The following is a 20,682-nucleotide window of genomic DNA, read 5'->3' as shown; positions in this document are numbered from 1 at the left end:
CCCGCTTTGATACTCTAAACGGGTAGCCGCAACGACGGCTCCCGACGACGGATCAGTACCGGGTACGCGAAAAGACTGGCCAAGGAGACTCTTGTGTATTGGCTTGTTTTGATTCTTTCTGGCGTGCTCGAAGCCGTCTGGGCTACCGCTCTGGGCAAATCGGAGGGCTTCACAAAGCTCTGGCCAACCGTGATTTTCGGTGTCGCCATTCTCGTAAGCATGGGCGGTCTCGGCTACGCCATGCGCGAGATTCCTATCGGCACCGCCTACGCCATCTGGGTGGGTATTGGTGCAGCGCTCACGGTGACCTACGCCATGGTGTTCGGCGGGGAACCCATCTCGTGGATCAAGGTGCTGCTCATCACCGGGTTGATCGGCTGCATCGTCGGACTCAAACTCGTCGACACGGCGCACTAGCTTTTCGACGGCCACGGCTCTGGCACAGTGCAGGGGCTATCGCGAGACGTGCACGACCGCGGCGATTAACCCCAGCATTGCGGCCAAGTCGAGGGCACCCCACGAGAAGATTCGCCGCCGTTGCCCTACGCGCATTCTCCACCACAAGAGACCCACTACTGCGATGAGCAGTCCGGGCCACCACGTGACCGAGGCAACAAACTTCACTTCGTCAGCACGATCCGCAAGATTGGACGCGAGGACGTTATAACCCGCGGTACCTGCCGCGTAGCCTGCGACGATGGAGAGCACGATGAACGCGCCGCCCGCCAACACAAAGAGGATGCCTCCATAGAGTTGGTCCCAGCCACGCGGAAAGTCTCGGGGAGCGAGGGCATCGGGTTCGATTAGCCGCCTGGCCCTCCATTGGCGGGTGCTGACGACATTGACGGATGCGACGCCGAGGGAAACGACAGCGGCGAGACCAATAATCGCCCAAGCGGGAACCGCCGTCACAAAAAGAGCGATCGAACTGGCCACGATAAAAACAGCGAGACCGAGCGGCCCCAGGCAGACGACCACGAGAAGAACGAGCATCCATCCTTGAAGGATGCCGGCGAGGCCGAGGGATGAAGCAACCACTGCGATGACACCCACGCTGACGATGTAGCCGATCTGCGCGGGCCGACGATCAATAATGTGCCGCGAATCGCCGCTCACTAGCGGGAACTGACGTCTAAGAGAACGCTGATGAGCACGAGCATTGCCACGAGATCGATCGCTGCCAACGCGGTAGCGGGTCTTCCTTTATCGACGCGAATAATCCACGTCACAAGACCGGCGACAGCAATCAGTAAGCCCGGCCACCAGATGACGGCAGCTGCACATTTCACCGGGTCGGCCTCGTCTACCGAGACGCCGGACGACATTCCATCCGCCAGCAGGATGACGCCTCCCGCGATCACGGAGAGCGCGATGAAGGCCCAACCGGCAAGCGCGAAGAGCAGCTTGCTGAACGCTAGCCCATACCTCCGCGCCACGTCCGGCTCGTCCCCACTCAGCCCCTCAGAGGAAGGCGTCGCAGCGGCGATTCGTCGGCGACGTCTGCCCTTCACGATGATCACGTTGAGTGACGCGGTAGCCATCGCGACCGCGGCTCCCATCGCAACCGCGATCGCCACGTCTGAGGCAGAGTTCGCTAGAGCAAACACCGCGGTGACGGGGAATGCCAGAAGGGCAGCGGCCGCAAGCCCCAGCGGTCCAAGGTAGAGGATCATCAGCAGCGGAAGGGTTCGCAGGTCGAATTGAGAGATCCAGATGAGCAGTGCACTCAGCACCCCGGCCCCGGCGATGTAGCCGACCGTGACAGGCCATCTCTCAAGCTGAATAGCCCAGCGATCGACGACGGCACTGAGAGTCATATAGTGAGCGTAACCCAACATGCCCTTGCGGCAGGCTCAGCCCGATCGGCCCCTCGCGGCGCGCAGTGTGCACCGAGGGCGCAGGATTAGGGCGCAGCGCCCTGCGTGACGTCGGCCCACAGAATGCCGATGAGCGTCAGCATGATCGCGAGGTCCGCGATCGCCCACCGCAGCACGGGCTCCCCGCGACGGGTATTCACAATCCACAGCCGCAGGCCTGCAATCGCGGCGACAAGACCCGGCACCCACACGATCGCCGACAGGAAGATCAGATGGTTCGCCCGCTCGGCCGACTCGCGAACCGCAATACCGGCAGTGGTTCCCGCCGTACCCCCGGCGAAGAAACAGAGAAAGATAAACGCGAGCCCAGCCGCCACGAACAGAACGGCGGCGAGCTGCTGGCGCCAACCATGCCGACGCTCCTCCGCTTCAAACGGCCTCTCCAGCGGAGGTGCAGGCCTGCGCCACCGCGCAAGAATTTCGACATTGACGAACGCAATGCCGACCGCCATTACTAGGGTAAACAGAGCAGCGATCCACTCATAAATCCCGTACACCTCGGGAAGTCGGAGCGCTCCCAAGAAGAGCGCGACAAGTCCTAGAGGACCCAAATAGATGGCTAGGGCCAACTCGGCGATCGGCGAGAACACAACGCCTGGCCCTGCTAGCGAGAATGCCACCACGGTCATCACCCCGGCGCCAACAATGTATTTGCGCTTCTTCGGTGTGCGCGTGGCATTGTCGATCAGAGTCATTAGTTGATCATGGGGCACACGGCCGCACCCCACCAGCCCGCGAATGAGGGTGGCTCATGTCGCGCCGTGGGTAGCTCACGACGGCTTGAGCGGTTTCTCCTATCCGAGATGCGAGACTCCAGCCGACCCGAACAACAGCGTCGCCAGGAGTGCGAGTTGGAGAAGGGCGTCGGCAAGCGCCCAAGACAGGCTGCCCCTCCCTCGGACCTCGTTCAGCACCCACAGCACAAGACCGCCGAGCGCTGCGGCGAGCCCCACCAACCAGACAGCGAACAAGAACGATGCCAGGTAAGGTCCGGCACCGGGTTGGGCTGTTCCCTGGCCAGAGCTCAGAGCCAGGTATCCCGCCACTACACACAGCACGATGAACACAAACCCCGCGACGACAAACAAGACTGCCGCGGCTACTCGACCCAACACGGTGTCACCGGCACGCTGGTCGGCGACTCGCACCCCGCTGCGCAGGCGGGCAATCCAGCCGAAGACAACAACAACATTGAGCAGTGCGGTGCCCACGGATAGCGGGATGACAATGGCGAGACCCAGCACAGAAGGTAACGCGGCGTTCCAGAGGACGAAGACGATCGGAAGCGCGAGCGTGGAAAACGTAATAACGCCGAGAGGGCCCAACACAAAGAAGATGGCTAAGCCAAAGAACACAACGAATTCGTCGCCGGCGGGCGAGCTGAGATAGGCACCGGAGAGCATGACCGCAGTGGCACCCACGTAAGCGAATAACGCCGCGTACTTATCAGTGCCAGCGCCGAGGATCATCTGTCGAGCATGCGTCACTTTGCGCGCTCCCGCCAGCCCGCGAATGAGGGTGGGTCGCGGGCTGGCGGGCTGGCGTTCTGAAGCGTTCGCGGTATTGACCCGCGGTCGGGGTCAGCCGCCTCCCCGCTTTGCGCAGGAAACGTGGGGCAAGGAACACCTGTCGGCCGTCGCAACCGGCCGAGTCGCCCACCCCTTCTGGGGTTGTCCCCGCCTGACACTAGGCTGCCAGAATTGAGTGATGCTCGCGCGGGGGTGCGGGTCGAGGGGAATCGATGAAGCAAGCTGGACCACGGGATTGGTCGCCGCCCGAAAACAACAACTATCGCCCGGCAGATAGCTACCGTTACCCATCGAGTCAATCGACGAACACTTTCACCCCGCGAAAGTTGGTGCGCAATGGGCCCGGACGACTCTCGCTGCTCTTCGGCATCATCGCTGCCGGGCTTGCCCTATTCCCCATCGCTTCGGCGGGAGCAGGGAACGGATACATTGCCTCCACGGTGGGAATCACCGCGATCGCCTACGGCTTCTATGCCCTCAGACTTCGCCACTACCGGGAGGCTACCGCCCGACTAAGTCCAATCATTGGCATCCTTCTGGGAGCTTTCGGAACGCTTCTGATGACCGCACTTGTCGCCAACTTCTATCTCAACGGTGCCGCGCTCAACTCCCCGATCACCTTCCAAGTTGCGCAGACAGAATTCACTTTTGATTCGGAAGGCTTAGCCCTGTCGACGCCCGCCGAAAGCGCGGCTACGGGCGGGACCGGTCAGACCACCGAGATCATCACGCCAGCACCGGTCGCCGCGCCTGCGTCGTTCGCATCCGCCGAAGAAGAACGGATGGCACTCATTCAACATCTTGGCACCGTGCAGTTCGTGCTGAAGCAGATCGCGCCGCAGAGCAAGCCCGCCAGCCTCAGCCTTGCCACCCCCGGCGGCACCCTCTCGACACCGGACGGGCACGCGCTCACGATCTTGCCCGAAGGCACCGTGGTCAACTATGCCCCCTCAGCAGATGGCTCCAATTACGTCATGACGCTCAAGGGTGCAACCTTTGGCAGCATGGTGCAGCTCGACACCGCGGTCGGCCAGATCGTGGCACTGAACTAGCGCCGGATACAGAGCGGGATAGCTGTCCACCGCTTGACGCGCAAGGCTTTGTGGATACAGTAGACAACAGAGTCCGCCCATTCGGGCAGGGCCGTACTTGCACCCAACCGCATCGTGCAACGCAACGTAGCTAACGTTTATTTGGGGTGTTTATGGGCGATTTTATTGCTGATTCCTTTCCGAGGATTCTATTCTCGAGCTGGCAGCACTTCTCGTTAGTAGTGCAATGTTTGATCATCGCGACCATCCTTGCGGTGCTCCTTGCCGTGCTGGTTTACCGCACTGATTGGTTGCGAGGCATCGCCGACGGAGTGACCGCAATCGGGCTCACGATTCCGTCATTTGCACTGATCGGCATCCTGATCGTGCCCTTCGGTTTTGGGGTCACCCCGGCCGTGATCGTGATCACGTTCTTCGCCACTCTCCCGATCTTGCGCAATGCTGTTGTCGGGTTGGCGAGCGTCGATGCATCGCTGATCGAATCCGCTAAAGGCCTCGGCATGAGTCGGCTCGGGATCCTTACCAAGGTAGAACTACCGCTTGCCTGGCCGGTGATCCTCACTGGTGTGCGCATCTCGGCGCAAATGGTGATGGGCATCGCCGCCATTACCGCTTACGCGCTCGGCCCGGGCCTCGGAGGATTCATCTTCTCCGGACTCTCCCGCCTCGGCGGCGCTAACTCTCTCAACTCTGTCGTCACGGGCGTAGTCGCCGTGGTGATCTTGGCCATAATTTTGGACCAACTGCTCAGCGGCCTCGGCCGCCTCACCATTTCGCGAGGTATCCGTGTCTAACATTCTGCAAACATCCAACGAATCCTCTGCCACTGGCGGCTCCTACGGGGTTCGGCTTCTCCTCGACGCTGTCGGCAAGACCTACCGCGGTCAAGCAGCCCCGGCCGTCAACGGGCTCACCCTTGAGATTCCCGCCGGCAAAATGGTTGCCCTCGTCGGGCCATCCGGTTGTGGAAAAACGACCACCCTCAAGATGATCAACCGCCTGATCGAACCGACATCCGGTCGCATCATGATCGGTGATGAAGACGTCACCGACATCGATGGCGACCAACTGCGACGACGTATCGGCTATGTCATCCAAGCCGGTGGCCTCTTTCCCCACATGACCGTTGAAGCGAACATTGCGATGGTTCCCAAAATGCTCGGCTGGGACAAAGAGCGCATCTCTCAGCGAGTAGAGGAACTGCTCGAACTGGTGTCGCTTGACCCCGCGCTCTACCGTGGTCGCTACCCGAAGCAACTTTCGGGCGGCCAGCAACAGCGCGTCGGTGTCGCTCGCGCTCTCGCCGCAGACCCACCCGTGTTGCTGATGGATGAGCCTTTTGGTGCAGTCGACCCGATCACTCGCCAGCGACTGCAAGACGAACTGCTGCACATTCAAGAAGATGTGCAAAAAACCATTGTGTTCGTCACCCACGATTTCGATGAGGCCGTGAAATTGGGCGACTACATCGCGATCTTCTCTGAGGGCGCGCACCTGGTGCAATACGACACCCCTGAGCGCATCCTGGCTGACCCCGCTAACGAATTCGTTGAAGACTTCATTGGCGCTGGTGCCGGCCTCAAACAGCTCACGCTCACCAGGGTTGGCGAAGTCACGCTGGGCGAAGTCACGACTGGCCACCCCGGTGAACGATCTGCGGATGTTCTGGCCCGCCTCGAAGGCGCCGGCCACGACAACGTCGTCATCGTTGACGAGCGGGAGCGGCCACTGCAATGGCTTAGCCGCCGCCAGCTGAAACGCATCGACGTCATCGGCACGCAGAAGAACGAAAACCTGCCCACGGTTGGGCTGAAGGCAACGCTGCATGACGCGCTCGACTCGATGCTGGAATCGGATGTCGGCGCCGCCATTGTGGTCGGAAGCCGGCAAAACCTGATCGGCATCGTCGACGTGTCCGTCGTTACCGACGCGATCAGCGCCGCACGCAACGCTGCGGCTGAAGCCCCCGCAGAAGACACCCCGCTCGGTACCAATACCGACACTTTCGACATCGTGCCGGCGACCACCGACGACAGCGATGCCGAACCGATCGGCGATGGCGGGCGCTGATGACTGCCGAGATTCTCGCCCCTAGCGTCGCCGATGTGGTGGCGACTCCCCTCGCCAAGGACCCCCGCTGGCGTGCCTGGCGACAAATAATTTTTCAGCTGGTGGGCATCACAGTGGTGACCGCTGGGCTCATCATCTGGCTTGCGACCGCCGATCTCTCTGAGACCGAACGCACCACGCTTGCCCCCGAACGCCTCTTCGGTTACATCGGTGAACACCTTCTGTTGACCTTCGTGTCTGCAGTGATCGTGCTGGCCATCGGACTTCCTCTCGGAATCCTGCTGACGAGAAAGCCGTTGCGTTTTCTCACGAGACCCGTGCTGGTCGTCGCCAATATCGGACAATCGGCCCCCTCCATCGGACTGGTCGTGCTTCTCGCGTTCTGGCTCGGATTCGGATTCACGGCCGCCGTCGTCGCGCTCGTGCTCTATGCAATGCTCCCGGTACTGCGCAACACCATGATCGGAATCGACCAGGTCGACGAACGGCTCATCGAAGCCGGACGCGGCATGGGGATGAGCTCCACGGCGGTGCTCCTCAAAGTAGAGCTGCCGCTTGCTGTGCCGATCATGCTCTCCGGCATCCGCACCGCCCTGGTGCTGCTCGTCGGCACCGCTGCTCTGGCAACGTTCATCGATGGTGGAGGGCTCGGGCTGCTCATCACAACCGGAGTGAATCTTGACCTCAGCAGTGTGCTCATAACCGGCGCGCTGATCGTCGCACTTCTCGCTCTTCTCATCGATTTGCTCGGCCGGGTCGTCGAGCAGCTCGCGCAACCGAAGGGCCTCGCATGATCACGACAACTACGCAGCGCGGGAAGCGCCTGCGCACACGCGTGGCGCTGACCACCGCAGTGTTCGCAACAGTCGCCGTCGCCCTCACCGGGTGTGGGCTCAAGCCAGCGACCTCATTCGTTCCTGCCGCCGGACCAGGTTCGATCCAAGAGATCCCTGATGCGGTTGGGCAACCCATCACGGTCATCGGAAAGAACTACACCGAAGCGCTTGTGCTCGAAAAGATCGCCGTCTTGGCGATGCAGGCGGCAGGGTTCGACGTCACCGACCTCGCCAATGTGCCCGGCAGCCAACCGGTGCGCAACCTCATGCTCTCCGGCGAGGCCGACATCGCATGGGACTACACCGGCACCGCCTGGCTCGTCTACATGGCTCAAGAGGAGGGCCTCGACGACCCTCAAGAGCAATGGCAGGCTGTTCACGACGCCGACCTCGCAAACGGCGTCACGTGGCTGCCACAAGCAGAGATGAACAACACCTATGCCATGGCAGTGCGCACCGAAGCCCTCCCCGACCTTCAGAACATCTCCACTCTCTCTGAACTTGCAGATCTGGCATCCGAAGACCTCACGTTCTGCGTCGAGCCCGAGTTCAACTCCCGCCAGGACGGCTTGGATGGCATGCTCACCACCTACGGAATCGAACGTGGCGCTGCTGACGGCGTTGCAGACAACAACATTGGCATCTACGACACCGGTGCCGTCTATGCTGCAACCGATCGCGGCGAATGCAACTTCGGTGAAGTCTTCGCAACAGACGGACGCATCGAAGCTCTTGATCTGACCGTGCTCGAAGACGACAAGAACTACTTCCCGTCCTACAGCGCATCCGTCAACGTGCGCACCGAAATCATCGAGCAGTACCCCGAAATTGCGGATGTTTTCGCCCCGATCACGGCCGCCATCAGCAACGATGTGATGCGCCGCCTCAACGGGCTCGTCGATGTTGACGGGGAACAGCCAGCGGATGTTGCTTTCGACTGGATGGTCGAAGAAGGCTTCATTACCCGCCCGTAGTCGCCCACAATCGCGGGGGTAGACAAAGTTTTCTAGGAATTTTCTGAAAATAACAGAATGATAACTAGACAGCGTTATGTTTCCGTTATACATTCATAGAGCAGAAGTTGTTTGCTGTGGCAGCTACTGCGGAATGTGATTGCAGGACACTCTTGGTGCAAAGGGAGAGGGTCGGTTTCATGCCTCTGAAACCGGCCCTCGAACTATTTAACGGGTGATGTTAGAAAGCCCAGAGCCACACGGTCGCGACAAGCGAAACCATCACGGCGAAGTCGACAATCGCCCACGGCAGCAAGGTCCTTTTCGTCTGTGCTCGGATAATCCAGATAACCAACCCCGCCAGCGCGACTAGCAGCCCTAGCCACCATGCTGCGCTAGCAACGTGCAACGCATCAACGTTCCAGGCCACCGGAACCACCGCGGGCACCCCAGTCGCCATGATGGCCGCAGTGCCCGCCAGAGCGCTCAGCACCACAAATCCACATCCCGCGAAGACGAACAGCAGAACGCCAAGCACCTCATGTCGTTCATTCAGCGGGCTTGGCGTGCGAATGGTCATTCCTTGAGTATTCCCCAGAACGCATAGCGTTACCAGCACGCGCCGCACGCGATCCCCCTCGCTTCGGCCTACGCTGGCACGACTGCCGAATCGAACGGATGACCGTGACCACTGCCCCGCTGCATCCGGACGTTGCTCACGCCATCCGCATCCTCGGTGACGCACTGCCCGAGCACGATCAACTCGTGGTCGAGCCCGACAACGCCGAATACGGTGCTGCCAACACGCTCCCCGCAGCAACCCGGATTCGGGTCGCGAAGCTCACCCCGACTAAGCCCGGTTTCTTCGTCACTGTCTGGCGGCGAGACACTGACGGCACGACGCAACCCCTCCGCAGCGACGACGGCACTCAGCGGCTCGTCGTTGTCGCCCGCGACGACAACGGCTTCGGCGCCTTCGTCTTTCCGCTCAGCGTGCTGATCGCCCGCGGCATCGTCTCGGTCGACGGCCACGGCGGCAAGCGCGGATTTCGCGTGTACCCACCCTGGGCCGACACCCGCAACCACCAAGCCCAGAACACTCAGCAGTGGCAATGTGAGCACTTTCACCTGCTCAGCTAAATAGTCAGCCGCCGACCCTAGAGTTGAGTCGTGAGCGGAAACCAGAATCAGCCCTCCATCGTGTGGCTGCGCAACGACCTGCGACTAGCCGATAACCCTGCGCTAACGGCGGCCGCGAGCGAAGGCCGACCGCTTGTTGTCGTCTACATTCATGATGAGACCGGCGATGGCATCCGTCCGCTGGGTGCGGCAAGTAAGTGGTGGCTGCATCACAGCCTGACTGCTCTGGATGCCGCCCTGCAGAATCTAGGCGGCCAGCTGACGCTGCGTCACGGCCCTGCCGCGCACGTGCTGCCGGCGCTCGTGGACGAGCTCGGCGCCGCCTCGGTGCACTGGAACCGTCGCTACACGGCCGCCCGCGATATTGACGCTGGCCTCAAAACGAAACTGCGTGAGCAGGGGCTCACGGTCGAAAGCCATCAGGGCAACCTGTTGAACGAGCCGTGGCATATCCGCAATGGGCAGGGCGAGCCGTACAAGGTTTTCACTCCGTATTGGCGTGCGGCGCAAGATCGTCCGGTGCGGGATGCACTGCCGGCGCCGACCGCAGCCGAGCTGAGTTGGCCTGCCGACTCCCCCGCGAGCGACGACCTCGCCGACTGGGATCTGCTGCCCACCCGCCCCGACTGGGCCGAGGGACTGCGCGAGACCTGGACTCCCGGCGAAGATGGCGCCCACGATCGCCTCGAGAGTTTCGTCACCGAACGTCTCGCCGACTATCACTGCCGCGATGAACCTGCCGTGGATGCCACGAGCGGCCTCAGCCCGCACCTGCGGTTCGGCGAGATCAGCCCCACCCAGGTCTGGCAGCGGCTGCGTGGCGACGGTAGCGGTGCCGGCAACGACAACGACTCCGGCAGCGGCTCGGCCGACGTGCCTACCGCGGCCCGCAAGAACGTCGCCAAGTTCTTGAGCGAAATCGGCTGGCGCGAATTCTCCACCGCCCTGCTCTTCGACAACCCGCGCCTCGCGACCGACAGCTACCGCCCCGCCTACAACGCCTTCCCTTGGGGTTACACCGTCGACCAGCTCGGCGACGTTGATGAACCAGCCGGCGTAGCTGAAGTCGACGCGTGGCGCCGCGGCCGCACCGGCATCCCCCTCGTCGACGCTGGGATGCGCGAGCTCTGGCACACCGGCACGATGCACAACCGCGTACGCATGGTCGTCGCGAGCTTCCTCATCAAGAACTTGCTCATCGACTGGCGGGCCGGCGAACAGTGGTTCTGGGACACCCTCGTCGACGCCGACGAAGCCAGCAACCCCGCCAACTGGCAGTGGGTTGCCGGATCCGGTGCGGATGCCGCCCCCTACTTCCGTGTGTTCAACCCCGTCTTGCAGCAGAAAAAGTTCGACCCCACGGGTGACTACGTCTCGTACTGGATCCCCGAACTCGGCACCGACGCGTATCCCGAACCGATCGTGGATCTTGCCGAAACCCGCCGCGAAGCCCTCGAGGCGTACACGGCCGTGAAAGCCGCAGCGGCCGAATAAGGACTCCCCGCGGCCTACGCGGCGTTAGTTCTTGGCGCGCCCGGCGAGCTGGAATCAGCCGTTGGATGCAGCACTGGGCACTTCGTCAGACTCCACTCAGTTGACTGCCAGCTAGCCCAACAGCCCCGGAAACATGCGGATCTGCGGGCGAGAGTTGCCCGCATCCGCACCCCAGATTGCTCGAATTTCAACTTTTTTGAAATGACCCCCAAACCGGTTACGGCCGCACTCCGGAGTACTCATTGCGCCTCGGGAAAGCCTCGAGACGCAGAGCCTCTACGGAGGCCGACCACGTAAGAAGGAGTTCAGTCATGAACGCATTTACGAAGAAGACAACGCTCGGCGCAACCGCTACCGCAGTAGCCCTCATCGCAGTCGGAGCAGCAGCTCCCGCCATGGCAGCAACCGGTGATAGCTACACCTCGACGAAGTCATACTCCTACTCCTCCCCCAAGCAGACCGACATCCCCGTCGTCGTAGCACCCGAGGTCGGCGACGTTGACCTTCTCGGTGGCGACGTTCTCGGCGGCGGCATCCTCAACGGTGACCTCCTCAACGGCAACGCTGTTGCTTCAGGCAACGAGGTCAACGCTCCCGTAGCTTCGGGCAACGACACCGCTGTTGGCAACGTGAGCGACTCCGCGAACGTTTCTGACGTAGCGAACGACGCCAACGTCTCTGACGTCGTCGACAACGCCACTCAGGTAACCGACGTTGTCGACAACGCCACTGACGTAGTGACCGACGTCACTGACATTGTTGATGTCGACGACATCCTCGACGATGTTGTTGACGCAGACGACATCGTCGGTGACATCACCGGTGACCTCGGTCTGAATGGAATCTTCAACTAACTTTCTTCACCCGCTTGCCCTCGCCCGATGTTCTCCGGGCGGGGGCAAGTTTCGTTAACTACGTCTGCCCGTACTTCAATCTTCGGCTTTAGACTGGGCGCATGTCGGTCACAGAGCTCTCGGTCAGCACCCAGAACTACCTGAAGACTGTGTGGAGCCTTTCCGAATGGTCCGATGCGCCCGTCACCGCCACCGTGATCGCCGAGCGCACCGGCTATACGCTGTCGAGCGTCTCGGATGCCGTGCGTCGCCTCACCGATCAGGGCTTCCTTGATCATGCCCGCTACGGTTCCATCGCTCTCACCGCGGTGGGTAGTGCTCACGCCGTCGCGATGGTTCGCCGCCACCGCCTCATCGAATCGTTTCTCGTGAGCGTGCTCGGTTACACCTGGGACCAAGTGCACGACGAAGCCGAAAACCTTGAGCACGCCGTCTCTGACTTCATGGTCGAACGCATCGACGAGTTTCTCGAGCACCCCACCCGTGACCCGCACGGCGATCCCATCCCCAGCGCCGACGGCGTGATCACGATTCCGGATGCCGTGCAGCTCAGCCGCGTCGCCCCCGGCAGCACCGTGGTCGTCGAACGCATCTCCGACGACGACCCCGAGCTGCTCAAGTTCTTCGAAGAGCGCGGCATCGGGTTCGAAGCGACCCTCAGCGTGAATGCCGGGGCACCGTATTCGGATGCGCTCGAGGTGGTGGTGCTCGGTGGCGTCGGCGGAGAAACCGGTGGGGCGAGCGGCGAGGCGCCGGGTGGTGCAGTGCGCCAATCCGCTGTGCCGATTAGCCTGGGCCGGAGCGCGACCGACGCACTCTACGTATCGGGCGGCACCCTCGCCGAATGACTTGAGGCGCACCGCGCGGGTTCGGTGCGCTGGCGGTGTCTTCCGAGCTACTGGGCGGCGAGCATCCGCTGCCGCTTCATCGCACCGAGTCGCTTGCCGATCACGCCCTGCGTGGGGCTGAACAGGTAAACGAGCGCGAAGATGCAGCCTTCGACGAGCACGATCATGCCGCCGGATGCCGTGTCTAAGTAGTAGCTGAGGTACAGCCCGGTGACGGCCGCGAGCGCCGACATCACTGGGGCGATCACGAGCATGCGCGAGAAGCGATCGGTGAGCAGGTACGCGGTGGCGCCGGGGATGATGAGCAGTGCCACGACGAGAACGACGCCGACGGCCTGAAGCGCGACGACAGCGGTAAGGGCGAGGAGCCCGAGAAGCGCAGCGCCGAGCACCTTGGGGTTAAGGCCGATCGCGTGGGCGTGGGTGGCGTCGAAGGCGTAGAGGGTGAAGTCGCGGCGCTTCACGAGCAGGATCGTGAGTGTGATCGCGCCGAGGATGAGCACTTGGGTGAGGTCGGCCCAGGAGACTCCGAGGAGGTTGCCGAAGATGATGTGGTTGAGGTCGGTCTGCGACGGGGTCACCGAGATGAGCACGATTCCCAGGGCGAACAGTGTCGTGAAGACAATGCCGATCGCGGCATCCTCTTTGATGCGGCTCGTGTTTCTCACGATGCCGATGAGGGCGACGGCAAGGAAACCAAAGATGACCGCACCAAGGGCAAAGGGGGCGCCGACGACGTAGGCGAGCACCACACCCGGGAGCACGGCGTGCGAAACAGCATCACCCATGAGCGACCAGCCGATGAGGACGAGCCAGCACGAGAGCACGGCGCACACGATAGCCGCGGTCACACTCGTGGCGAGGGCCCGCACCATGAAGTCGTAGCTCAGGGGTTCGAGAAGGAAGTCGAGAGGGTTCACGCGGCGTCTCCCGCCGTGACATCGAGGCCGAAGGCGCGCGCAAGGTTTTCGGGCTTCAGCACCTCGGCGGGAGTGGATTGCAGCAGCACCGTGCGCATCAGCAAGATTGCCTCGTCTGCCAGTTTCGGCAGCGCATTGAGGTCGTGGGTCGAGACGAGAACCGTGGCACCCTCGGCGGCGAGCTCGCGCAAGAGTTTCGTGATCGTTCCCTCGGAGCGTTTGTCGACCCCGGCAAAGGGCTCGTCGAGAAGCAGGATCGTCGCGCCCTGGGCGATGCCGCGCGCCACGAACGCCCGCTTCTTTTGGCCGCCCGAGAGTTGGCCAATTTGGCGGTCGGCGAGGTCCGTCAGTTCTACACGTTCGAGAGCCTCGGCGACGGCAGCCTTATCGGCAGCCTTGGGTCGACGCGAAAAACCCATGTGCCCGTAGCGGCCCATCATCACCACATCGCGAACCGAGAGCGGGAACGCCCAGTCGACGTCTTCGCTCTGCGGAACGTAGCCGACCGCTCCGGCCTTGCGAGCGAGTGCAGGCTGCTGACCTGCCAACGTGACTGTTCCGTGGTCGGGGCGCAGCATCCCGGTAATGGTCTTGAAGAGGGTCGACTTGCCCGAGCCATTCATGCCGATGAGGCCGTAGATGCGGCCCGGCGCGAGGCTGAGGCTCACGTTGTCGAGCGCGAGCACGTCGCCGTAGTGAACGGTGACGTTGCGCACGTCGATGGCGGGCACACTCATTCCGTGGCGCCGGTCAATCCGGCGATGATGGTTTCGGCGTCGTGGCGCAGCAACTCGAGGTAGGTCGGCACCGGGCCACCGTCCTCCGACAGCGAGTCGACGTAGAGGGTTCCGCCGAAGGTCGTGTCAGTGGCCTCGACCACTTGCTGCATCGCGCGATCGGAGACTGTGGATTCGCAGAACACGGCGGGCACGTCGTTGTCTCGCACGAACTCGATCACCGACGCGATCTGGCGGGGCGTCGACTGCTGCTCGGCGTTGACCGCCCACAGGTAATGCTCGCTCAGTCCAGCGTCGCGCGCCAGGTACGAGAACGCTCCTTCGCACGAGACGAGAGCCCGCTGCGACGCCGGCAACTCGGCGAGTTCGGCCGTGAGCTCGTCGTTCACAAGTTGCAGCTCAGCCTTGTACGCTTCGGCATTGGCGGCGTAGTCGGCGGCGTTTTCGGGGTCGAGTTCAGCGAACGCGGCTTCCATATTGTCGACGTAAATCTGTGCGTTGAGGGGGCTCATCCATGCGTGCGGATTGGGCAGCCCTTCATAGGCATCCTCGGCAATGTTGATCGTGTCGACGCCGTCAGAAACAACCACGTGCGGCACGTCGAGACCATCGACGAACTGAGCGAACCACGCCTCAAGGTTGAGCCCGTTGTCGAGAATCAGGTCGGCTTCGGCCGCCTTGGCAATGTCGCCGGGCGTGGGCTCGTAGCCGTGAATCTCGGCCCCCACCTTGGTGATGGATTCCACCCGCAGGTTGTCGCCGGCCACGTTCTCGGCGATATCGGCGAGCACCGTAAAGGTCGTGAGCACGACAGGGCGGTCGTCGTTCGGGTCAGTCGTGGCGCCAGCATCCGAAGCCGCCGTGCAGCCAGCGAGACCGAGCAGAAGGGCGGATGCTGCAGCGGCAATCAGCATCGCGCGTGCGGTGCGCGTGCGACCTGTTGCGGCTCTGATTCCCATGTTCTGATCCTAAGTTGGGAGAGCCTCTTTAAGAAACTACGCCTAGACGTAGTTTCTCGAAAATGCGGCGAACCAGCAAAAGTTGCGAATCTTTCTACTGCGCATGATTGGCGCAGGAGAACGCCACAAAACCCTCTACAGCGCAGGCTGCTCGACCACTAATGCGAGCGATCGCTGAGCCTCCTGGACTATCACCGGATTGGTACTTCCCGCGACGAGTCGTTCGAGGAGGAGCTTGGCGTTGGGATGATTGAAACTCTCGAGCGCACGCACAATCTTCCACTGCATGAGCTCGTCATCAGGGTTGCCCCGAAGCTTCTCGGTGAGCGCGTTCAGCGCTGCCAGCCGATCCGGCGTTGTCACCGCTGAGTAGAAACATAGGAAGCCGACGGCATCGATCGCCTCGACTGCCCGCGTCCGTGGCCCGTCGACAACGGCCGCGATTAACGGCGGCAACACCACAGGATCCATCCGGGCGAGAACTCGCGCCACGATGTCTCGCGGAAGCGGGTAGCTAGTCTTCTTGAACGCTTCAGTGGATGGCTGTTCGTGCTGATTCCGCCCAATAGCACCGAGCAGCGGAATGAGCCGCTGGGCGGTTTCTTGGCCGCCCGCTTGGAGCGCTTCGCACAGTTCGAGCTTGGTATAGAGCTTGGTCTCTCGTGTGAGTCGCTCCACGAAAAGCTGATCCAACGAAGCATCCGGTCCCGCAGCACGCGAGAGCAACCGGACTGCGGCTGATCGCTCGACAGCGTCAGTGGAGTCCAACTGTCGCGTCAGTTCGGCCGCCGACAGATGACGGGACGCATCGAGGTCTTCGTCGCGCAAGAATCCACGACCGCGCAACTGACTCACTGAGCTCTTCATGTGATCGCCACTTTATCGCGAGCGGGTCAGCCGAATGCGGGGGCGCATTACTACTGTGACCTCACACCTGGCATCGGCATCGTCATCGGCATCGAGAGGGCGACTCGCCTGTGGCTACTGGTAAAAGCTCAAAGGTGCGCCGACTGCATCGCATTCGACAGCGAGCGCCGTCGTCGCTTCTCCCAACGCTGACGCGTCCCCTACGGCCGGTTCGGCACCGTCGGCGCCTAGCTCCGTGATTGCCGAACGTAGGTCGTCGACTTGGCTGCTCAAAAGCGCGTCCTTGTGCAAGATTCCAAGGATCGGGAAGCCGTCGGCAATAGTGGCAATCATGTAATCGAACGATTCCCTATTCAACTCGCCGGCCTCATACCCCGAGACCACGCCGTTCACCGTCATGAGTTCGATCGAGAGCGAATGGCACAGCCCAACGTTGCCCTCCTCCAACGAAGTCGCGGCTGCGCTTGACGAAGGTTCGGTGGGCGGTGGCGGCTCGACTTGGGTGCATGCAGAAACAGAGATCAGCATTCCGGCGCATACGGCCGCGGTTAGCAAACGTCTCATTAGGCTCCTTAGCAGGTTGCGGTTCCAGCGAACCGCGCAAGTGGGGCTGTGTGCGACGCGTCTTCGCACACACCAATTTTCCGGTCTCAACTATGTGAAATCAATAATGTCTCACATTTGCCGACCTGTCTACCTGCTCGACATTTCGACCGTGAAGCGCAGCAGAGCGAGCGTCTGGCGGCCGCACAGCAGGCCTTCGCGAACGCGGCTGCGCTATTGCCCAGGGAGTAATACAAGCGATAGCATCGCCCTAAATCGAAAAATGTTCGTATTTCGACAGTGAGGGTCATACTTGCTTTGCTCTGCTGACGGTGCGCCCCAAAAACTCATTGCGGGCGTTGCGGCTGTTGGATCGTTCGCTGAGCTCAGCGGTGCGATCACCAACGATGAGGTAATTCATCTCGAAAAGCTAGGCCAGGAGTGGCTTAGCGTTATCAGCAATCCCCGAAGCGGGGCTTATATCTGGACTCCCGCTGCATCCATCCCGGCCTTCGCAGTAGACACGAACTTGCATTTTGACGCCCTGGAGGCAGAACTTGCGCCCCTCTAGGCCTGTGAAATCAGTAATCGTCTTGTTAGCCAGCACAAGTCTGCTTGGAAGCTGCGTAGGGGTCCCTGCCAATGAGATCGGTGCCGACCTCGAAGTAAAGGCGCTAGAGCGCACCGCCTTCCTATTCGCTGACGCCTCGGCCTGCATTCAGATCCAAGCCGAGGAGGAAGCACCTATCGAGGACGTTGAGCTATTCGAATCGAAACTCGACCAATGTGGATTCAGCTTGCAGATACTTGACCTCACCGATGAAGAGATCTTGTCGGAGTTTCGCCCTGCAGGGGACGGTACTTGGCTCGTCTCTGGCCACACGGCTGAACAGCGTCTGACGCTTACTGCATATACAACCGGGCTAGCACGATTCGATTCAGGGCTAGTAGCTGCACGTCACATTAGGAGCTTGTGCTGGTCGTTATCACTCGACATCCAGACTGGCAGCGATGTAAACATCACTGACGAGACATGCAGCCCAGCAATCTTTCTCGTGGACTCGGAGTACATCCTGACCAATATCGCCGAGCTCGAAGCAGCGACTTAACCAACTGGCTGCCTAATTGGGGTTCATCCCAAACCAACGCTAGCGTCTGCCACATGACGATCTCACGCCGAAACATGGTGCGCGGATTCGGCACTCCGCCAGTGGCGCCGTTCGAACTCCGGGATGCGGAGGCGAGCATTGCAGTCGAACTGCGATGCTGAATATAGTTGTTCTAACCGAGAAGGGACCAACGATGTTCACACGGTTTCTCAGTTTGATGGGTCGGGCCGCTAAGCGCCTGGCATTCGTGTTTACCCAGTTAGGCGGGGCGGCCAACGGTGGCCGAAGCGCAGATCCCAGCGCTCGCTCACTCTACGAAGACCGCGAAGACTACCGCCCGTAATAGGTTCCCGTTACGGACGTTCGCGGTCGCGAGCCGTCCACGTGGGGTTCGCCCTAAACCGACGTCAAGGTCAGCCGAACCCAGCACCACGTTGCTACTGTGACCTCATGACCGACATCGCTAGCGCGCCTACCGCAGACCCGGCTGCGACAGCCTTCGACACGATCGTCGTCGGCGCCGGAGTCTCCGGGCTCACCGCGGCACGCTTTCTCGCCCAGTCCGGCCAACGAGTGCTCGTGCTCGAAGCCCGCGACCGCACGGGTGGCCGCACGCACACCGAACGCTCCGGCGACGTTGCCACCGACCGCGGAGCATCCTGGATCCACGGCGTCGACGACAACCCCCTCACCGATATCGTCAACGCCTTCGGCATGCGCACGGTCGAGTTCACGGTTGGCAGCTACCAGCCCACCGGCCGCCCCATCGCCTATTACAGCCCCACCGGCGAGCGCCTCAGCGACGACGCTGTCGCCCAGTTCGCGGATGACGTACGCACGTTCGACGCGCACCTTGCGACGGCGGTGCAGGCTTCCACTCTCGGCACAAGCTATGAGCAGACGATGGGCGTCGCGCTTTCCACGCTCGGCTGGAACCCCGATCGGGCGGAGCGCGTGCGCGAGTTCGTGCTGCACCGCTCCGAGGAGCAGTACGGCGTGCACGCCGGGCTGCTCGATGCGCACGGTCTCGACGATGACACGGTCGAGGGCGACGAGGTGGTGTTCCCCGACGGCTATGACGAGCTGGCAACGAATCTCGCACAGGGACTCGACGTTCGCCTCGAGCATGTGGTCACCGGCATCCGTTGGTCAAAGCAGGGCGCAACGGTCGCCACCGCGCAGGGCGATTTCACCGCGGATCGCGTGGTCGTAACGGTGCCGATTGGGGTGCTCAAGAGCGGCGATCTCGCGTTCGAGCCGGCGCTGCCCGAATGGCTCACCCACGCCATTGACGGCTTCGAGATGAACAACTTCGAGAAGGTCTTTCTGCGCTTCCCCACTCGCTTCTGGGATGAGAGCGTCTACGCGATTCGCCAGCAGGGCGAGGCGGGCAAGTGGTGGCATTCCTGGTACGACCTCACCGATCTGCACGGCGTTCCCACCCTGCTCACGTTCGCTGCCGGCCCCAGCGCCATCGAAGCGCGCGACTGGAGCGACGAACAGATCAGCTCGTCCGTTCTCGATGCTCTGCGCGGGCTCTACGGCGAGCGCGTCGAGCACCCCGACGAAGTGCTCGTGACGCGCTGGCAAGACGATCCTTACTCGTACGGGTCGTACGCGTACATGCGCCCGGGGTCCACGCCCGACGACCACGACCTGCTGGCCACCCCGGTCGAGAACGTGCTGCACTTTGCGGGCGAAGCAACGTGGACGGCTGACCCAGCCACCGTCACCGCGGCACTACGCTCCGGTCATCGCGCCGCCGAGAACATCCTCGGGGTCGCACTGTCATTCAGCGCATTGAGCGAGTCGACGCGCGATCTCTGATCCGGTACTCGACCTCCGGAGGAACCGGATCGCCAGCGCCGTCGCCGTCAGGGTCGGCATCCGGATCGGCATCGGGCACGCCATCGAGCAATTCGACCAAGAACGTGACCGCAGCCTTCGCTGTTGCCTCGGGCGCCAAATCGATCGAAGTTATGGGCGGAGCGCTGTTTCTGGTCTGCTCCGAGTCAGACCCTGAGGCGATCATGATGTCGTCAGGAATCAGATAGCCGGCCGCTTGCAGCCCAGCTTGCATGCCCGCAGCGTGCCGCCCGGTCAGGCAATAGATGGCATCCGGAAGCGGCTCGCCTGAGGCCAGCAGCTGTTCGGCCAGTGCGCGACCACCCGCCTCACCCAAGCCCTCATCTTGGTGGTACACGAGCGGGGTTTGCCCGCGTTCTGCAGCCCAGGCCCGGTACGTCAATTCGCTATCGGCGTTCCACGAGTTGTTGTCTTCTCCGGTGACAATCGCGATGCGCGTGGCGCCGCGTTCGAGAAAGTGCTGGATAACTGCATCCGTGTTGGTGTGAGTGCCGGCGCCAAGCCAGGCGGTGAATTCCGGTCGCTCGATATCGCGCCCCACTGCCACGACAGCGATGCCGTTTCGCGTGAGCAATTCGATGACCGGATCGCTGGCCACCGGGTCAGAAATGATGAAGCCATCGGCGGCCAGAGCGATGCCGGGGGCATTGCCGACGGTGGGGTCCCGCATTAACGCAAGCCCGTAACCGCGATCCAACGCTTCGACTGCGGCGGCTCCCGCAAACCGCAAAAAGTAGTCGACACCCTCCGGCTGGTAGGAGCCCAGAGTGTCGAGCGGGCGGATGACGAGTCCCAGGATTCCGAGGCGCCGGCTGCGGAGTCCGCGAGCGATCGCATCTGGGCTATATCCCAGATCAGCGGCGGTTTCGACGACTCGCTTCCTGGTGGCATCCGCAATGACTCCCTTGCCATTGAGGGCGTGAGAAACGGTGGTGATCGAGACCCCGGCCCGCTTGGCGACGTCATGGATTGTCGCTCGTCTGCGTGGCGGGTTAGTGGTCACTCTGGCAGGCTACCTGAGTTTCCGG

Annotated in this window: 24 protein-coding genes and 1 riboswitch; of the genes, 13 read left to right on the top strand and 11 right to left on the bottom strand. The window is 62.0% G+C overall.

Translation table 11 applies throughout. The features are described from left to right. Positions 1 to 20 precede the first annotated feature (20 nt). Positions 21 to 84: riboswitch (guanidine-III (ykkC-III) riboswitch) on the top strand. Between the two features lie 9 nt (positions 85 to 93). Continuing rightward, on the top strand, positions 94 to 417 hold the full coding sequence (locus I6E52_RS10175) for a multidrug efflux SMR transporter (RefSeq protein ID WP_197108374.1): 324 nt from the start codon (positions 94 to 96) through the stop codon (positions 415 to 417). 36 nt (positions 418 to 453) lie between these two features. On the opposite strand, the gene I6E52_RS10170 is transcribed toward I6E52_RS10175, so the two are convergent. From I6E52_RS10170 to I6E52_RS10155, 4 genes are all read right to left on the bottom strand, one after another. Continuing rightward, a complete protein-coding gene (locus I6E52_RS10170; protein ID WP_197157141.1) occupies positions 454 to 1,116 on the bottom strand; it encodes a hypothetical protein in 663 nt (220 codons plus the stop codon). Beyond that, positions 1,116 to 1,817: a hypothetical protein gene (locus I6E52_RS10165; RefSeq protein WP_197110509.1), complete on the bottom strand. Its 702-nt coding sequence runs from the start codon at positions 1,815 to 1,817 to the stop codon at positions 1,116 to 1,118. The genes I6E52_RS10170 and I6E52_RS10165 overlap by 1 nt, the downstream gene beginning before the upstream one ends. Before the next feature lie 86 nt (positions 1,818 to 1,903). Continuing rightward, complete coding sequence (locus I6E52_RS10160; protein WP_197157139.1) at positions 1,904 to 2,572, bottom strand: hypothetical protein; 669 nt, start codon at positions 2,570 to 2,572, stop codon at positions 1,904 to 1,906. A 99-nt stretch (positions 2,573 to 2,671) separates the two neighbouring features. Next, positions 2,672 to 3,346 (bottom strand): hypothetical protein, encoded by a 675-nt coding sequence (locus I6E52_RS10155; RefSeq protein ID WP_197157137.1) that lies wholly within the window; start codon positions 3,344 to 3,346, stop codon positions 2,672 to 2,674. Between the two features lie 272 nt (positions 3,347 to 3,618). On the opposite strand from I6E52_RS10155, the gene I6E52_RS10150 reads away from it, so the two are divergent. The 5 genes from I6E52_RS10150 to I6E52_RS10130 all read left to right on the top strand — a co-directional run bounded on the left by I6E52_RS10150 (position 3,619) and on the right by I6E52_RS10130 (position 8,338). Continuing rightward, positions 3,619 to 4,458, top strand: coding sequence for a hypothetical protein (locus I6E52_RS10150; RefSeq protein WP_197157135.1), 840 nt, complete (start codon positions 3,619 to 3,621; stop codon positions 4,456 to 4,458). 152 nt (positions 4,459 to 4,610) lie between these two features. Then, positions 4,611 to 5,252, top strand: coding sequence for an ABC transporter permease (locus I6E52_RS10145; RefSeq protein WP_197138389.1), 642 nt, complete (start codon positions 4,611 to 4,613; stop codon positions 5,250 to 5,252). Continuing rightward, positions 5,245 to 6,528, top strand: a complete 1,284-nt coding sequence (locus I6E52_RS10140) for an ABC transporter ATP-binding protein (RefSeq protein WP_374059105.1) — start codon at positions 5,245 to 5,247, stop codon at positions 6,526 to 6,528. The genes I6E52_RS10145 and I6E52_RS10140 overlap by 8 nt, the downstream gene beginning before the upstream one ends. Beyond that, a complete protein-coding gene (locus I6E52_RS10135) occupies positions 6,528 to 7,322 on the top strand; it encodes an ABC transporter permease (protein WP_197157133.1) in 795 nt (264 codons plus the stop codon). Before I6E52_RS10140 ends, I6E52_RS10135 begins: the two co-directional genes overlap by 1 nt. Next, positions 7,319 to 8,338: a glycine betaine ABC transporter substrate-binding protein gene (locus I6E52_RS10130; RefSeq protein ID WP_197157131.1), complete on the top strand. Its 1,020-nt coding sequence runs from the start codon at positions 7,319 to 7,321 to the stop codon at positions 8,336 to 8,338. The genes I6E52_RS10135 and I6E52_RS10130 overlap by 4 nt, the downstream gene beginning before the upstream one ends. A 220-nt stretch (positions 8,339 to 8,558) precedes the next feature. On the opposite strand, the gene I6E52_RS10125 is transcribed toward I6E52_RS10130, so the two are convergent. Further along, positions 8,559 to 8,897, bottom strand: coding sequence for a hypothetical protein (locus tag I6E52_RS10125; RefSeq protein ID WP_197157129.1), 339 nt, complete (start codon positions 8,895 to 8,897; stop codon positions 8,559 to 8,561). Positions 8,898 to 8,995: 98 nt separating this feature from the next. Between I6E52_RS10125 and I6E52_RS10120 the strand changes: the two genes are divergently transcribed. The 4 genes from I6E52_RS10120 (at position 8,996) to I6E52_RS10105 (ending at position 12,653) form a co-directional block, all read left to right on the top strand. Next, positions 8,996 to 9,457: a MepB family protein gene (locus I6E52_RS10120; protein ID WP_231602064.1), complete on the top strand. Its 462-nt coding sequence runs from the start codon at positions 8,996 to 8,998 to the stop codon at positions 9,455 to 9,457. A gap of 30 nt (positions 9,458 to 9,487) precedes the next feature. Then, a complete protein-coding gene (locus tag I6E52_RS10115) occupies positions 9,488 to 10,951 on the top strand; it encodes a deoxyribodipyrimidine photo-lyase (protein WP_197157127.1) in 1,464 nt (487 codons plus the stop codon). A 311-nt stretch (positions 10,952 to 11,262) separates the two neighbouring features. Then, a complete protein-coding gene (locus I6E52_RS10110; RefSeq protein WP_197110516.1) occupies positions 11,263 to 11,805 on the top strand; it encodes a hypothetical protein in 543 nt (180 codons plus the stop codon). Between the two features lie 101 nt (positions 11,806 to 11,906). After that, positions 11,907 to 12,653, top strand: a complete 747-nt coding sequence (locus tag I6E52_RS10105) for a metal-dependent transcriptional regulator (protein WP_197110517.1) — start codon at positions 11,907 to 11,909, stop codon at positions 12,651 to 12,653. A gap of 47 nt (positions 12,654 to 12,700) precedes the next feature. Here I6E52_RS10105 and I6E52_RS10100 read toward each other — a convergent pair whose 3' ends face one another. The 5 genes from I6E52_RS10100 to I6E52_RS10080 form a co-directional block, all read right to left on the bottom strand. Further along, on the bottom strand, positions 12,701 to 13,573 hold the full coding sequence (locus I6E52_RS10100) for a metal ABC transporter permease (protein ID WP_197108391.1): 873 nt from the start codon (positions 13,571 to 13,573) through the stop codon (positions 12,701 to 12,703). Beyond that, positions 13,570 to 14,310 (bottom strand): metal ABC transporter ATP-binding protein, encoded by a 741-nt coding sequence (locus I6E52_RS10095; RefSeq protein WP_197110518.1) that lies wholly within the window; start codon positions 14,308 to 14,310, stop codon positions 13,570 to 13,572. Before I6E52_RS10095 ends, I6E52_RS10100 begins: the two co-directional genes overlap by 4 nt. Beyond that, entirely contained in the window at positions 14,307 to 15,269 is a 963-nt protein-coding gene (locus I6E52_RS10090; RefSeq protein WP_197110519.1) for a metal ABC transporter substrate-binding protein, read from the bottom strand. Before I6E52_RS10090 ends, I6E52_RS10095 begins: the two co-directional genes overlap by 4 nt. Before the next feature lie 135 nt (positions 15,270 to 15,404). Beyond that, the gene (locus I6E52_RS10085) at positions 15,405 to 16,136 is read right to left on the bottom strand and encodes a hypothetical protein (protein ID WP_197110520.1); all 732 of its coding nucleotides are present in this window, start codon (positions 16,134 to 16,136) and stop codon (positions 15,405 to 15,407) included. Positions 16,137 to 16,250: 114 nt separating this feature from the next. Next, positions 16,251 to 16,700 carry a hypothetical protein gene (locus I6E52_RS10080; RefSeq protein WP_197110521.1) on the bottom strand — a complete coding sequence of 150 codons (450 nt, stop codon included), beginning with the start codon at positions 16,698 to 16,700 and terminating at the stop codon, positions 16,251 to 16,253. A 292-nt stretch (positions 16,701 to 16,992) separates the two neighbouring features. Here I6E52_RS10080 and I6E52_RS10075 point away from each other — a divergent pair, with 292 nt between their 5' ends. From I6E52_RS10075 to I6E52_RS10065, 3 genes are all read left to right on the top strand, one after another. Next, a complete protein-coding gene (locus I6E52_RS10075; protein WP_197110522.1) occupies positions 16,993 to 17,250 on the top strand; it encodes a hypothetical protein in 258 nt (85 codons plus the stop codon). A 4-nt stretch (positions 17,251 to 17,254) separates the two neighbouring features. Beyond that, positions 17,255 to 17,788: a hypothetical protein gene (locus I6E52_RS10070; protein ID WP_197110523.1), complete on the top strand. Its 534-nt coding sequence runs from the start codon at positions 17,255 to 17,257 to the stop codon at positions 17,786 to 17,788. 450 nt (positions 17,789 to 18,238) lie between these two features. After that, positions 18,239 to 19,615, top strand: a complete 1,377-nt coding sequence (locus tag I6E52_RS10065; RefSeq protein WP_197157125.1) for an NAD(P)/FAD-dependent oxidoreductase — start codon at positions 18,239 to 18,241, stop codon at positions 19,613 to 19,615. Here the strand turns inward: I6E52_RS10065 and I6E52_RS10060 are convergent. After that, a complete protein-coding gene (locus I6E52_RS10060) occupies positions 19,581 to 20,657 on the bottom strand; it encodes a LacI family DNA-binding transcriptional regulator (RefSeq protein WP_197157123.1) in 1,077 nt (358 codons plus the stop codon). The genes I6E52_RS10065 and I6E52_RS10060 overlap by 35 nt on opposite strands. Between the last annotated feature and the right edge of the window lie 25 nt (positions 20,658 to 20,682).

This window comes from Salinibacterium sp. NG253 (assembly GCF_015864945.1).
GTDB lineage: Bacteria > Actinomycetota > Actinomycetes > Actinomycetales > Microbacteriaceae > Rhodoglobus.
This window is presented reverse-complemented; position numbering and strand designations above follow the sequence as displayed.

Coding starts and splice junctions, on each gene's coding strand:
- I6E52_RS10155 (WP_197157137.1), bottom strand. CDS start 3,346: ATGATCCTCGGCGCTGGCACTGATAAGTACGCGGCGTTATTCGCTTAC.
- I6E52_RS10095 (WP_197110518.1), bottom strand. CDS start 14,310: ATGAGTGTGCCCGCCATCGACGTGCGCAACGTCACCGTTCACTACGGC.
- I6E52_RS10065 (WP_197157125.1), top strand. CDS start 18,239: ATGACCGACATCGCTAGCGCGCCTACCGCAGACCCGGCTGCGACAGCC.
- I6E52_RS10130 (WP_197157131.1), top strand. CDS start 7,319: ATGATCACGACAACTACGCAGCGCGGGAAGCGCCTGCGCACACGCGTG.
- I6E52_RS10150 (WP_197157135.1), top strand. CDS start 3,619: ATGAAGCAAGCTGGACCACGGGATTGGTCGCCGCCCGAAAACAACAAC.
- I6E52_RS10160 (WP_197157139.1), bottom strand. CDS start 2,572: ATGACTCTGATCGACAATGCCACGCGCACACCGAAGAAGCGCAAATAC.
- I6E52_RS10080 (WP_197110521.1), bottom strand. CDS start 16,700: ATGAGACGTTTGCTAACCGCGGCCGTATGCGCCGGAATGCTGATCTCT.
- I6E52_RS10125 (WP_197157129.1), bottom strand. CDS start 8,897: ATGACCATTCGCACGCCAAGCCCGCTGAATGAACGACATGAGGTGCTT.
- I6E52_RS10165 (WP_197110509.1), bottom strand. CDS start 1,817: ATGACTCTCAGTGCCGTCGTCGATCGCTGGGCTATTCAGCTTGAGAGA.
- I6E52_RS10090 (WP_197110519.1), bottom strand. CDS start 15,269: ATGGGAATCAGAGCCGCAACAGGTCGCACGCGCACCGCACGCGCGATG.
- I6E52_RS10120 (WP_231602064.1), top strand. CDS start 8,996: ATGACCGTGACCACTGCCCCGCTGCATCCGGACGTTGCTCACGCCATC.
- I6E52_RS10085 (WP_197110520.1), bottom strand. CDS start 16,136: ATGAAGAGCTCAGTGAGTCAGTTGCGCGGTCGTGGATTCTTGCGCGAC.
- I6E52_RS10145 (WP_197138389.1), top strand. CDS start 4,611: ATGGGCGATTTTATTGCTGATTCCTTTCCGAGGATTCTATTCTCGAGC.
- I6E52_RS10105 (WP_197110517.1), top strand. CDS start 11,907: ATGTCGGTCACAGAGCTCTCGGTCAGCACCCAGAACTACCTGAAGACT.
- I6E52_RS10110 (WP_197110516.1), top strand. CDS start 11,263: ATGAACGCATTTACGAAGAAGACAACGCTCGGCGCAACCGCTACCGCA.
- I6E52_RS10135 (WP_197157133.1), top strand. CDS start 6,528: ATGACTGCCGAGATTCTCGCCCCTAGCGTCGCCGATGTGGTGGCGACT.